The following is a 13,186-nucleotide window of genomic DNA, read 5'->3' as shown; positions in this document are numbered from 1 at the left end:
ATTTGCCGATACTTTGTCGGTACCAATTCTTCTCTTCATGAGATGATTGAGGAAGCTCCGTGCCTCGAATGGTCTGGTTATGTTTAACGAGGTAGACTATACCAACTCTGTTTTTGTGATTAAACCCCCAAAACGGGCAGAAGTGAAGGTTAGCGATTACGCAAACGTTTAATGACCTTTCTATTAACATAATTACTATTTATGTTGGGAGGTTAATTGATATTTATTCTTATATAGGTAAGGAAGCCGCGAATGATAAAACGATCCATTTGTGCAACAAAAAGCATAAAAAAAGCAGTGTTATTGGCTTTGATAGCGATTGGAATGACAGCATGTACCACACAAGAAATGCCGCCAACGCACAATTATGGTGTGGTCACCAGTGGTGATTTTGAGTTCATGGAACACGGAGTGACGACTTACTCTTGGCACCCTGAATCAGAGCAGGTTTACCTTTCTCAAAAATACGATGAGACCGTAGTAACCGATCTAGTGCGTGATGCGATTGAAGATCAACTCGCTACGAAAGGTTATCAACTGAATCAAAATGGTGCAGTTGGTGATGTTGTTGTCGGTTTTGGATTGGCCGAAGAATCAGAGTTAAATGATGACTCGATTTTCGATGCGATTAAGCTTTCAACGGGTGTGCCATTTTATGATGGTGACGGAAAGGTCGCCGAGAAAGGATCGCTGTACATTGCTTTTTTCGTACCTAACTCTCAGGTCGTACAATGGCAAGCATTAGCACAGTCTGGCATTCAACCCGATTTAGAGCCAAGCGAGAGCAAACAGCGTATTACTGGCTTTGTTGAAATGTTATTTAGACGCATGCCTGAGCGATAGAATTAGGCGTTGGATGCATGCGTTGAGTCAATATTAGTTGTTGAAAATATGGTCAGATCGCAGATTATACTTTTTTATTTGTAACGAATGGTACAAATACGTAAAGCAACGTAAAGTTCGCGCTTCTTTTGCTAGCATTTGTCTATACTGCTCAAAACGTTAACTTAGGTTTGATTCAATGAAACTGTTTTCCAAATACTCTCTCCCTCTATTAAGTATATTCATTGTAAGTAACGCAGCGATGGTAAGTAATGCAGCTATCGCAGCACCTTCTATAGTACCAAGCCCACCTAGCCTAGGCGCAAAAGGGTATGTGTTAATTGATTTTAATTCTGGTGATGTGCTGGTAGAAAAAAACGCACACACTAAGTTAAACCCAGCGAGTTTGACCAAACTGATGACTAGCTATGTGGCTGGGCAAGAGATGCAGCGAGGCAACATCTCTGCTGACGATCAGGTACGAATCAGCGAGAACGCGTGGGCGAAGAACTTCCCTGACTCTTCAAAAATGTTCATCGAAGTGAACACCGATGTAGCAATGATGGACCTTTACCGCGGCTTGATTATTCAATCAGGTAACGATGCGAGTGTTGCGATTGCGGAACATGTTGCGGGCTCACAAGATGCATTTGTGGATCTTATGAACTCTTGGGCTTCGTCTCTGAAACTAGAAAACACCCATTTTGCGAACGCGCATGGTTTAGACGCTGACGATCTTTATTCGACTCCTTACGATATTGCATTACTAGGTCGTGCGATTATTCGTGATTTACCGGATGTTTATGGCTTATACAGCGAACGTTCGTTCAGTTACAACGGCATCACACAACACAACCGTAATGGCTTACTGCGTGATAGAAGCTTGACGGTTGATGGCATGAAAACGGGCTATACCTCTGGCGCTGGCTACAGTTTAGCGAGTTCGGCGACACAAGGTGAGATGAGACTTATCGCGGTTGTTATGGGCGCATCAAGCGTTAAGAGCCGTGAGTCAGACAGCAAACAGTTGTTGAGCTATGGCTTCCGCTTCTTCGATACTCTAAACCCACATCAAGGTGGAGATGAAGTCGCTGAAGAGAAGGTATGGTTTGGTGCCAAAGATACTTTGAAGCTGGGTGTTGCAGAAGACACGTTTATCACACTGCCTAAGTCAGACAGTAAAAAGCTAACGGCATCGATTGAACTTGATTCTGAGTTGAAGGCACCGATTGCAGAAGGTCAAACACTAGGTGTGGTTCATTACACAGTCGATGGTGAAGATGTGCAAACTCAGCCATTGATTGCGCTAGAGGCTGTTGAACAAGGTGGAATATTCAAACGTCTGATGGATTACGTTAAGTTGTTTTTCGCGAGCCTATTCTAAATAGGGTCGTTATTCAGCTAAAACGAGAAAACTTAATGGGCGTTGTGAGCAAATCACAACGCCCATTGTTATTTCTACATCCATGAAAACACCGTCATCTACTTTCTTTATTAGCCGTAGCGGACGGTTTCGATTACTATACGCAAAATTTAGCAGTGTAGTCACTTATGACCATAGAGATAAAGAACGTAACCGAACCTGAAGTAACTTGTGCCAATTGTCAGGCATGCTGTTGTCGTTTAGAGGTTATGATCATCACAGATACCGGCGTTCCTGAAGAGCATATTGCTTATGACGAGTGGGGCGGCGAAACCATGCTGAGATTAGATGACGGTTGGTGCTCTGCGGTAGATAGAGAAACACTGATGTGTACTATTTACGAAAACCGACCTTGGATCTGCCGTGAGTTCGAAATGGGCTCTTACGAGTGTGTGGAACAACGCACTGATGTTATGGGTTAGGCGTCTGCAACATTGAAGTTAGTAACGAAAGTACGCTACCGGCCTGTGATAAGCACATAAAAAAATTAAACTTCAGGGTTCTATATCTCAAGCAGATTTAGAACCCTGATGCGTTTAATGAGATGAAAATTTTACGAAACAATAATTTAAGTGAAATAAGAGCTTTAACGAGAAAAAGTTTTAATGGGACAAAAACTTTATCGCGGTAATAGTTTCATCGTGGTAATCGTTTTATCGCGCTAATAGTTTTAGCACGATAAGAACAGCTTAAAACTCAGAAGGCACTTCAAATTCCATCCATTCACCGGTTGTTGGGTGAATCAACTTTAGGTAACCCGCGTGTAGGTGCAAGCGTTCGCGTTTGTATCCGTATAAGTCGTCACCACGAATCGGTACACCAAGCCCTAATGGATGAGCACAATGCACACGCAGCTGATGGGTACGGCCTGTTTTCGGATACAGATGAACCTTGGTTTTACCATTGCTGGTACCAATCGCTTCCCAATGAGTTTCAGCGTTACGTCCATGTTCATGGCAAACCAGTTGTCTTGGTCTGTCTGTGATGTCACCGCGCAAAGGCAAGCTGATATCGCCAGATTTACCGTCGATTTCACCATCTAACAGAGCTGTGTATCGTTTCTCGACGGTTCTATCAATGAATTGCTTCTGAATGTGCTTGTTTGACTCCGCCGTCAGCGCCAAGATCAACAAGCCTGACGTCGACATGTCTAATCTATGGATGATCAAAGGCCCTGTCGCATTCGGGTAATGCGCTTTAATGCGTGTATAAACCGAGTCTTCGATAAACTTACCAGGAACCGACAAGAACTCCTCGGGTTTATTCACCACCACGATCTCGTTGTCTTCATAAACAATATCAAAAGACTTACCAACCGCAGGGTTCACGATAAGCGGATTATCGTCTAATTCAATATCACTTAGCTGGTGGTCGAGGATCTCAAAGCTTTTACTCTGACAAACCGGGTAGAGGTTTCCGTGTTGGCGAATGACAGCTGTTGGAGGTAATCCCCACCAAAACTCAGACAAAGCTAATGGCTTAAACCCGTGTTCAAAAGCAAAGTTAAACAGCTTGGGCAGGCAACAGTCGCCAGAGCCTTCAAGAGCGTCTTTGCCATCTAACAATTCAAGTAGGCTCTTTGATTCGAGAGCTTGATTGATAAAGCGATAGTGAGAGAGACGTTGAGTTTCCAACTGTTCCGAAATGGCTTGGTGGTCTTGCTTACGGTTTTTCAATTCGCTTTCGATCAAATCAACTTGTGATTGGCGTTCTGCGATCTTTTGTTTCCATTCGATACGAAGCGCTTTTAGGTCGCGTTTCTCTTGGCTACTTTGATTGCCCAGTTGTTTGAGCAAATTCGCCGCTGACTCTAGATTCCCCAACGCTTTCTCTTGATTGGCTTGCTCTCTGAGTTCGCTACGTTGAGCTTTTTTCACGGTCATCGCCAACTGAAAGGCTTCGATAGCTTGTGCTGATTCGACTGTCAACTCTTCAAGCTCAGCCACTAATATGTCTAGGTTGTGCGATTGTTGTAGCTTCTTAATGTCATCTGCTAGTTGTGATTGGCTAGCGAGGTTTGCACTATTGTGAGATTGAAACTGTTCTGAATCGAAGGCTGGTAGAACAAAGTTAATGTTGTTTAACTGAGAGGCCAAAGACGGATCTAACTGCAAACCTGAAAATGCAGAAAGGTACCCTAGCTCTTGAGTTGTTGGATCCTGAACAAGAAGAACAGCGTAGAGATTACCTTGCGAGGTTTCGTTTACACCACAGTCGGTGAGTGACTGTTGAAGCTGCAGCATAGCTAATTCACACGTAGGGTGCGGGGTATAGTAATACGGAAACGTAAACCGAGTCGGTATCGACAAGTCTTGAGTCGCGGTTTGGTTTAAGGGAAGCAGTGGAGTGTATTGAGCAAGGTTTGCTGACATGAAAATCAAACTCTATGGCTGTTCAGTTAGAGTTCGGTATTGTTGTCGAAATGAAGGCAAATGAGAAGCCAAAGCGAAAGATAAATCGGCTTTGGCTTCATTTAGTTGCTTGTGCTTAGCCTAAGTGCGTCCGAGCTTGATTGAAACTCGATCAGTTCGAGTGTTTTAGCTCTACTTGCTCTGCTTTTTGGTAAGCAGGGTGGTCAGCCAAAAGCTTACCGTATTTAGCAATGTTAGGGTAAAGCGCAGTTGCACCAAAGTTACCAACGATTTCTACGATGAACGACATCATAAAGTCTGCACCTGTTAGTGTGTCTGCAACCAAGTAGGTTTTACCTTCAAGTGCATTATTCACGTAAGTTAAGATCTTTTGGTTTTCATCGTCAGCGTAGCCGCCAAGGAAATTAGTCTCGCAACCGTCTTTCATCACAAAGATTTTAAGCAGCATCGGTAAAATACCTGAACTCTCAGCAAAATGTAGCCACTGTGAATATTCTACGTAGTCAGCTGTGCCGCGTGTTGGTGCGAACTTGCCCTGACCGTATTTGTCGATTAGGTATTCCGTGATAGCGCCAGATTCAGTGATCACGATGCCATCGTCTTCAATGACAGGAGATTTACCCAATGGGTGAACGGACTTAAGCTCTGGTGGCGCAAGAAAAGTGACACTGTCTCGTTGGTATGGTTTGATTTGGTAATCTACACCAAGCTCTTCCAACAGCCAGATGATGCGCTTTGAGCGTGATTTATTCAGGTGATGCAAAGTAATCATGATTCTACCTAGTTAACTAACGGGTTCAGTTTTTGAATTTATTTAGCTTCGTTTGTTTTGATAACAAGCTTACCGAAGTTTTGGCCTTCTAATAGACCCATGAATGCTTGTGGGGCCTCGTCTAGACCTTCAATTAGGTGCTCACGATAGTGCATCTTGCCTTGAGACAACCATTCCGTCATTTGAACAGCAAACTCGTTATAACGGTGCGCGTAGTCATCAAAGATAATGAAGCCTTGCATCTTAATACGCTTGACCAGCAGCGTACCCATAAGGCTAGACATGCGATCCGGGCCTTCAGGCAGTGATGTCGCATTGTATTGAGAGATAAGGCCACATACAGGAATACGAGCACCGGTGTTAAGCAATGGCATTACGGCATCGAAAACCTTGCCGCCAACGTTTTCAAAATAAACGTCGATGCCGTTGTCACATGCTTTAGCTAGTTGCTCCGCGAAGTCATCAGCTTTGTGGTCGATACATTCGTCAAAGCCAAGCACGTCTTTTGCGTACTGACACTTCTCTTGACCACCAGCAACGCCGATAACACGACAGCCTTTTAGTTTGCCGATTTGTCCAACGGTTGCGCCTACTGCACCTGTTGCCGCCGCAACGACTAGAGTGTCGCCTTGTTTAGGTTGGCCGATATCAAGCAAACCCATGTAAGCTGTAAAGCCAGGCATACCCATGATGCCCAGTGCGTAAGAAGGGTGTGTTGGCTCTTTACCTAGTTTGATTAGGCCTTCACCGTTAGACACACCAAGATCTTGCCAACCTGTGTAAGCCAGTACCCATTCGCCAACTTCGTAATCAGCGTGGTTTGATTCTTCAACCTGACATACGGTTGCACCAAGCATCACTTCATCAATCGCAACTGGGTCTGCGTAAGATTTAGCAGCGCTCATACGACCACGCATGTATGGGTCTAGAGAAAGATAAACTGAGCGAAGTAACATCTCGCCGTCTTTAATTGTTGGTGCGGCTACTGACTCTAAACGGAAGTTATCTTGAGTCGGTGCGCCAACTGGGCGAGAAGCCAATACGATGCGGCGATTGTCTTGTTGAGTCATTGGATATCCTTAATTTTATATTATGTTTATTTAGAATTAGACCAGTCGTCTAGTCTTGTTGTCTAAAAATCCCGCCGTCATCAAATTGATAAGAGGGCGGGTTATCTGTCGTTAATAAAGACTAAACACAGTACGTGGTTAGTTTTTACCTTTTAAAATCTGTTGGGTTAGGTTTAAAGCTGATTCTAAGCTGCTTGAGCTCTGGCTTAGTTTGCTCAACAAACTTGCGCCCAACCACATAGAATATAGATTTTGAGCGGTTTCTTGGCTGTCTTCAACTTTAATGGAGCCATCTTCAATACCACCAGCAACACAGTGTTGTATCGTAGAGGTCACTTTTTCAGCCCCTTTTAGTAAGGCTTGACGCATAGGATCAGAAAGATCAGAAACTTCAGCGCTGAGCTTAACGACTAAGCATTTATGAGCGTTACAGGTACCGTTTTCAATCTGTGACCATCGAGTGAAATAACTGATAATTCTCTGGTAATGGTTGCCTTCACCATGAACCAAAATAGTTTCAACTCTGCTGATGTAGGTTTCAAAATAGTGCTGGATCAGAGCCTCGCCAAATTGCTCTTTCGATTTAAAGTAGTGGTAAAACGACCCTTTTGGTACGTCCGCTTCTTTAAGCAATTGCGATAAGCCAACGCCCGTAAAGCCGTTGTTCACTATTAATTGGTAGCCAACATCTAAAACATGCAGGCGTGTGTCATTCGTTTTTTCGTTCATGGGCAGTACTATAAATTAAATTAGACCAGTCGTCTAGTGGGCGGTTTTTGAAGGTATATACCGTCGTTGCAAAAGTGGCTTCAACTATTCGAACGTTCACATATAAAAAAGCCCCAACATAGCTCGTATGTTGGGGCTTATATCAGTCTCTTCGACTATTTGATAGAGATTAACTCAACATCAAAAATCAGAGTTGATGACGGTGGGATAGGGCCTGAACCGCCTTTACCGTAAGCCAATTGGCTCGGGATAAACAGGCGAACTTTTTGGCCTTCAACCATGTAAGTCAAACCTTCTTGCCAGCCTTTGATTACTTGCTTAAGAGCAAATGAGATTGGCTCGCCGCGCTCAACAGAGCTGTCGAAAACAGTGCCGTCGATAAGTGTACCGTGGTAATGAACCGTTACTTTGCTGTTCTTAGTTGGGTGTTCTGTACCAGTACCTTCTTCAAGCACTAGGTATTGAAGACCACTTTCAGTCGTAACAACCCCTTCTTTAGCGCCGTTTTCGACAAGGAACTGTTGGCCTTGCTCGATATTTTCTTCGCCAGATTTATGATTCATCCAAGTGCGGTAGATCATGAAGCCAGCCAAAATAAAGACAATGACCGGGATGATAAATTTAGACATAGTAAAACCTATTTATAGTTAATGCTGTATTTCATAGTTAATGCAGTAATTGATAGTTAATGCAGAATTTCGCAGTTAATACAGAGTGTGTTAATCAATTGGCTAAAGCCGTGATTAGGGTTGAGTCAAAAGGTAGTTGATCGTTTTTGCGATGCCAGCAACGTCTTGGTGACCTGCTGTGAGTACTTGGTATTTACCGTTGATGATAAATGTTGGTACTGAGTTGATTTGACCTTTTACTGAGATCTCTTCTGCTTTCTTAACGTAGTCAAATAGAGCAACTTGCTGTTCTTTGTTCAGTTGGTATGGGCTAACCAAACCACGAGAAGTGAACGCTGTCTCTAGTGCTTGTTGACGCTGTTCTGGCGTTGCATCTGCACCCATTTGAACGGCACCAAATAGGTCGTCCATGAACGCGTGGTCAGGTGTCGCGTCAAGCTGCATCACTGCTGTGTAGTAGATCATTGCGCTGATTTGAGCACTTTCATTGAACGTTACGTGCATCTTGCCAATAGTTTGGTCTGTTAGCGACTCAATCTCTGGAATTGCACTTTCCATTTGACGACAGTGACCACAGTTTAGAGAGAAGATTTCAGTGATCGGAGACAGGTTAAATTCAGTTAGAGCAGTAGGAAGTGCTTCGTATTGAACGCCTTTCTGTGGCTCGTCTGTTTCACTACAACCCGCAATAATAAGTACGGCAGCGAGTGCTGTGATGAATTTAGTAAATGGTTTAAACATAATGTTTGCTCTAGCGTTGAGAAGTCGTGAGATTCTAACTATTTAGTACGAATTGGAAAACAATTATAAGGTAAATAAATGCAAACAGTTCGAACTAGCGGGTGATGACAGGCTAGTTGACGGTTAACTGTGATCAAAAGCACTTTTTTTGGATGTGCTTTCTTTTCGTATAAAGTTTTTATCTAAAGTTTTTCCCTCGGTGCCGATATAGACATTAGTGAATGGTTTATCTGCATGAGTGGTTGGTGAAGTAATGAGATATTTAGCGATAATGTTAAGCATAGCTTTGGCAGGGTGTGAAACGACGTTACCAACGGGTATGTTAGGTGACGATCTGCTAGAAACTGCGCCGCAAACCGATTACGACCTTATGCATCCTGAATGGGGTGTGGTTCAAACGACATCTGTAGCGAGCAATCGCAGTTACTCAGTCCAGAACAGCACTCATCAACAAAAAACCATCACAACCAACTATGGACGTGGTGTCTCGACTAATGACCCACTGGAAGTTTTTTTACGACAAAACCGTATCGACTTTGAAGTACTGCCGGGCAATCATGTGATGGTAAAGCTGGAACAGCACGTGAACTTTAAAACGGGTTCGGCATTCCCTGAGCCAGCCTACAATCAATGGCTGGACACGTTAGGCAGTTACCTTTCTCAACGCCAAGATATTGATGTGGTGATTGAGGGCCATACGGATAATACGGGCAGTGATCGCGTTAATGATCCGCTCTCTGAGCTACGTGCAAAAGAAGTGAAAGCGCGCTTGGAAAGTAACTATGTTTCGAGTCGTGCTATTTACACTCGCGGCTTTGGCGAATACGTTCCGGCTTGTACTAACGCGTCGCCGCAAGGCAAGGCGTGTAATCGCCGTGTAGAATTGATGCTGATTGTGTCGAAGTAGTCATTTGAGCTTTCTTCCCTAAATTGAAAGCGACGAGTTCTAAATAATAGACATAAAAAATCCCTCATATTTGAGGGATTTTTTGTATCTGACTTTCGTTTCGCAGGTTAGCTTATGCGAATTGCTTTTCTAAGTAAGTCACGATATCTGAAGATTCGTACATCCACTCAGTTTTGCCGTCTTTTTCGATGCGTAGGCAAGGCACTTTAACGCGACCGCCACCAGCTTCAAGCTCTGCACGGTGTTGATCATTGTTCTTTGCATCACGAAGTTCAAATTGAACCGATTGACGTTTCATCGCGCGGCGCACTTTTACACAAAATGGGCACGCTTCGAATTGGTATAACGTGTGCGTCTTTGCCTGCTCATTCACTTTGCTTTGCTCTTCTTGAGAACGTTTCACACCACGTGGGCTGAATACAAAATTCAATAACAAGATGACACGACCTAAGAACCAACGGATAAACTTCATAACTCTCTCTACATATTTAAAATTAGCGTTACAATTTGCAGCATTATATACACAAGTTTTGCTAGATGCTCGCAACAAACCGCTAATATCTATTTTGTCCGTTCGATCGTGTGAGACTTAGCCACATTTAGTCCTAAACGCTTAGACAGTCGAGTCAGATTTGCTCGGTCTGTTTTCAGAACTCGTCCTGCTTGCGCCCAGTTAAAGTTGGCATCTTCCAACACTTCAGTAATGATGCTGCGTTGAAAATCGTCCGTCGCGCCACGTAAACCAGCGGATAGGTCGATCGTTGGTGTCGATAATGGTGTGTTTTTTACCTGTGTCGTCGCAATCGGTTGATCTTGGTCGAGTGGACCACAATCTTCTTTAGTGATTGTTACGAGGTTTTTGTTAGTGCTGCGAGCCAATGCTTTCAGTGCTGAACGGCTGATAACGTGTTCAAGCTCACGAACGTTACCTGGCCAACCGTAACGGTTTAGGAATACCAGAACATCAGAACGGAACTTAACTTGGTTGATACCAAGCTTACGGCGTGCTTGTTCTAGGAAGAAACCAGCTAATAGGCTGATGTCGTCACCGCGCTCTTTCAATGCAGGTACCGCGATAGGGTACACACTAAGTCGGTGATACAAGTCGGCTCTGAATCGACCGTCTTCAACTTCTTGCTTTAAGTCTCGGTTGGTTGCAGCCAGAACACGAACATCAATGGTTTGGATGTTGTCTTGGCCTACCGGTTGGATTTCGTTGTTTTGCAGCGCACGCAGTAACTTACTTTGTGCTGCCAAAGGCAATTCACCAATTTCATCTAAGAACAGTGTGCCGCCATCGGCTAGAGCAAACTTACCTAAGCGGTTTTTGTCTGCGCCAGTAAATGCGCCACGAACGTGACCAAATAGTTCACTCTCTACCAAGTTCTCAGGAATAGCAGCACAGTTCACGTAGACCAGCGGATTACGCTTACGTTGCGATTGGTGGTGCAGGGTACGAGCAACGAGCTCTTTACCAACACCAGTATCACCATGAATCAGAATATTAAACTCAGACGGCGCTACAACCGCGATGTCGTTCTTAAGCGCGACCATGGTGTCACTGTTACCAATTAACTCGCCGCCGTCACGTTCCCACGCTTCTACGTTCAACTCTTCCAGTAATTGTTTTGACTGTTTTGCTTGATGCTCAAGTTGCGAGAAAGTCATCGCCATCTGCATGGTTGAAGCCGCAATAGCAGCGAGAACTTCTAGGTTACGAGCAGGAATATTCGCGAAGACATCAGGTTTTAGGCTGTCTAGGGTTAGCACTCCTAACAATTTGTCACCAAACAGCAGAGGCAAACCCATGCAGGCATGCATTGGTAAATCGCCGTCGTGGTCTATCAGTAAGCCATCGAAAGGATCTGGCAATGAGCTATCAGCATCAAAACGAACAGGAGAACGTGATGCGCAAATCTCATCAAAGCGAGGGTGTTCCGAAATGATAAAGCGGCGACCGAATGTATCTCGACTGAGCCCTTGCATTGCGATGGGTACTAGCGTGTCGCCTTGAAGGCTTAAAAGCGCGACGCAATCACACGTTATGGTTTTACGAATGGCATCGATTAGGCGATTAAAACGGTCTTGATCGTTCACACCGCTGGCTAAACCAATGGTCATTTCCATGAGAGTGGATGCTGAGATATCTTGCATAAAGGGCTCATACTGTTTGTATTTTTATACATGGTAGAGTCTTTATGACACAAAAAAAAGGTCTTTTTGACTAAAGTTTGAAGTGAGTTTTTGAAAGGATGCCAGACACAGCAAGCTTTCGCATGCTGGCACCGTTTGTGCAGTGTGTCCATTACGTGTTGTCTATATGACTGAATAACTGACCTATAGTTGATTTGAATCAATTAATGCCCATTTATCAGTCCACGTGATTCTCATAAAAAATGCAGCCAGAGAGCTCATTGAGAATGAATTGGTATAAAGTCATCTTTAAATAAAACTAGTCAATTTGACTCAAGTGGTCAAAAGACTAAGTGTTCGGAGTAAATCAATGCTAAACAATCTACATATCAACATCATCAAATCGACGATTCCTCTTTTAGAAAGCGCAGGCCCTGCTTTAACTCAACACTTCTATCAACGTATGTTCACGCATAACCCTGAATTGAAAGATATCTTCAATATGACTCACCAAAGAACAGGTCGCCAAGGTGTGGCACTGTTTGAAGCTATCGCGGCTTATGCTAAAAACATTGAAAACCTTGCAGCGTTAACCACCGCGGTTGAACGTATTGCACAGAAACACACAAGCTTTAACATTCAACCAGAGCACTACCAAATTGTTGGTTTGCACCTGATTGAAACACTACGTGAATTAGCTACTGAGGCATTTACTCCAGAAGTAGAAGAAGCATGGACTGCCGCTTACCTATTCTTAGCGCAAGTATTCATCGACCGTGAAGCTGAACTTTATCTACAGCGCAAGCAGGCTGTTGGTGGTTGGGAAGCAGCACGTGCATTCGTAATTGCAGACAAGATCGAAGAGTCAGCACTCGTAACAAGCTTCATCTTACAGCCAAAAGATGGCGGTGAGGTTTTGGATTACACACCAGGACAATACATCGGCATTGAAGTGAAACCTGAAGGCGCACAATACAGCGAAATTCGTCAGTATTCACTGTCAGACAAGCCGAACGGAAAATACTACCGTATCTCTGTGAAGCGTGAAGGCCAAGGTCAAGAAACGCAAGGTGTTGTTTCTAACCACATGCACGATACCGTTGCTATCGGCGATGAAGTTAGCCTATACGCACCAGCAGGTGACTTTATGTATCAAGAGCGCAGCAAGCCAGTAACGCTTATCTCTGCAGGTGTGGGTGTAACGCCAATGCAGTCGATGCTTGAGTTCTTGAACAACGAGCAGAAAAACGAACCGGTTCTTTACCTTCACGCTTGTGAAAACGTAGGCCAACACTCTTTCACGACTCGTGTTAAAGACATTGTTGCCGACAAAGGTTGGGAAGCGAAAACGTGGTACATGAACAAAGACGAGTCTGCATGTGAGAACACACATCAAGGTAAAATGGATCTAGCGTCTATCTCTGATACTAAAGGCTTTGAAGAGAGTGATTTCTATATCTGTGGCCCTGTTGGTTTCATGAAGAACATCGTAGAGCAGTTAGACGCACTTAAAGTCGATCGCTCACGCGTACACTACGAAGTATTTGGCCCTCACGCTAACTTCTAATAGCTCTCGCCAGTTCTATTA

At 44.0% G+C, this 13,186-nt stretch carries 13 protein-coding genes; 5 read left to right on the top strand and 8 right to left on the bottom strand.

What is annotated here, in order from left to right; all coding sequences use genetic code 11:
• Positions 1–252 precede the first annotated feature (252 nt).
• The 3 genes from AACT19_RS14175 to AACT19_RS14165 all read left to right on the top strand — a co-directional run bounded on the left by AACT19_RS14175 (position 253) and on the right by AACT19_RS14165 (position 2,667).
• Complete coding sequence (locus AACT19_RS14175) at positions 253–843, top strand: DUF4136 domain-containing protein (protein ID WP_076646841.1); 591 nt, start codon at positions 253–255, stop codon at positions 841–843.
• Between the two features lie 178 nt (positions 844–1,021).
• Positions 1,022–2,206 (top strand): D-alanyl-D-alanine carboxypeptidase family protein, encoded by a 1,185-nt coding sequence (locus tag AACT19_RS14170; protein WP_076646839.1) that lies wholly within the window; start codon positions 1,022–1,024, stop codon positions 2,204–2,206.
• A gap of 167 nt (positions 2,207–2,373) precedes the next feature.
• Positions 2,374–2,667: a YkgJ family cysteine cluster protein gene (locus tag AACT19_RS14165; RefSeq protein ID WP_017076090.1), complete on the top strand. Its 294-nt coding sequence runs from the start codon at positions 2,374–2,376 to the stop codon at positions 2,665–2,667.
• Positions 2,668–2,934: 267 nt separating this feature from the next.
• On the opposite strand, the gene AACT19_RS14160 is transcribed toward AACT19_RS14165, so the two are convergent.
• From AACT19_RS14160 to AACT19_RS14135, 6 genes are all read right to left on the bottom strand, one after another.
• Positions 2,935–4,617, bottom strand: a complete 1,683-nt coding sequence (locus tag AACT19_RS14160) for an RluA family pseudouridine synthase (RefSeq protein ID WP_076646838.1) — start codon at positions 4,615–4,617, stop codon at positions 2,935–2,937.
• Positions 4,618–4,768: 151 nt separating this feature from the next.
• The gene (locus AACT19_RS14155) at positions 4,769–5,389 is read right to left on the bottom strand and encodes a glutathione S-transferase family protein (RefSeq protein ID WP_076646836.1); all 621 of its coding nucleotides are present in this window, start codon (positions 5,387–5,389) and stop codon (positions 4,769–4,771) included.
• A gap of 38 nt (positions 5,390–5,427) precedes the next feature.
• Entirely contained in the window at positions 5,428–6,459 is a 1,032-nt protein-coding gene (locus AACT19_RS14150; protein WP_076646834.1) for an NADP-dependent oxidoreductase, read from the bottom strand.
• 138 nt (positions 6,460–6,597) lie between these two features.
• On the bottom strand, positions 6,598–7,188 hold the full coding sequence (locus AACT19_RS14145; protein WP_065605159.1) for a TetR/AcrR family transcriptional regulator: 591 nt from the start codon (positions 7,186–7,188) through the stop codon (positions 6,598–6,600).
• Positions 7,189–7,343: 155 nt separating this feature from the next.
• Entirely contained in the window at positions 7,344–7,817 is a 474-nt protein-coding gene (locus tag AACT19_RS14140; RefSeq protein ID WP_004731366.1) for an FKBP-type peptidyl-prolyl cis-trans isomerase, read from the bottom strand.
• Between the two features lie 114 nt (positions 7,818–7,931).
• The gene (locus AACT19_RS14135) at positions 7,932–8,558 is read right to left on the bottom strand and encodes a thioredoxin domain-containing protein (protein ID WP_004731367.1); all 627 of its coding nucleotides are present in this window, start codon (positions 8,556–8,558) and stop codon (positions 7,932–7,934) included.
• A 271-nt stretch (positions 8,559–8,829) separates the two neighbouring features.
• On the opposite strand from AACT19_RS14135, the gene AACT19_RS14130 reads away from it, so the two are divergent.
• Positions 8,830–9,465: an OmpA family protein gene (locus tag AACT19_RS14130; RefSeq protein WP_029222001.1), complete on the top strand. Its 636-nt coding sequence runs from the start codon at positions 8,830–8,832 to the stop codon at positions 9,463–9,465.
• 112 nt (positions 9,466–9,577) lie between these two features.
• On the opposite strand, the gene AACT19_RS14125 is transcribed toward AACT19_RS14130, so the two are convergent.
• Entirely contained in the window at positions 9,578–9,937 is a 360-nt protein-coding gene (locus AACT19_RS14125; protein WP_004731371.1) for a glutaredoxin family protein, read from the bottom strand.
• 89 nt (positions 9,938–10,026) lie between these two features.
• Entirely contained in the window at positions 10,027–11,619 is a 1,593-nt protein-coding gene (norR, locus tag AACT19_RS14120) for a nitric oxide reductase transcriptional regulator NorR (RefSeq protein WP_004731373.1), read from the bottom strand.
• Positions 11,620–11,968: 349 nt separating this feature from the next.
• Here norR and hmpA point away from each other — a divergent pair, with 349 nt between their 5' ends.
• Positions 11,969–13,165 carry an NO-inducible flavohemoprotein gene (gene hmpA, locus AACT19_RS14115; RefSeq protein ID WP_076646832.1) on the top strand — a complete coding sequence of 399 codons (1,197 nt, stop codon included), beginning with the start codon at positions 11,969–11,971 and terminating at the stop codon, positions 13,163–13,165.
• Positions 13,166–13,186 lie beyond the last annotated feature (21 nt).

It is taken from the genome of Vibrio sp. 10N.222.47.A9, assembly GCF_963872585.1.
GTDB classification, from domain to species: domain Bacteria; phylum Pseudomonadota; class Gammaproteobacteria; order Enterobacterales; family Vibrionaceae; genus Vibrio; species Vibrio splendidus.
The sequence above is the reverse complement of the archived record's forward strand: the minus strand, read 5'-3'. Positions and strand labels throughout refer to the sequence as shown.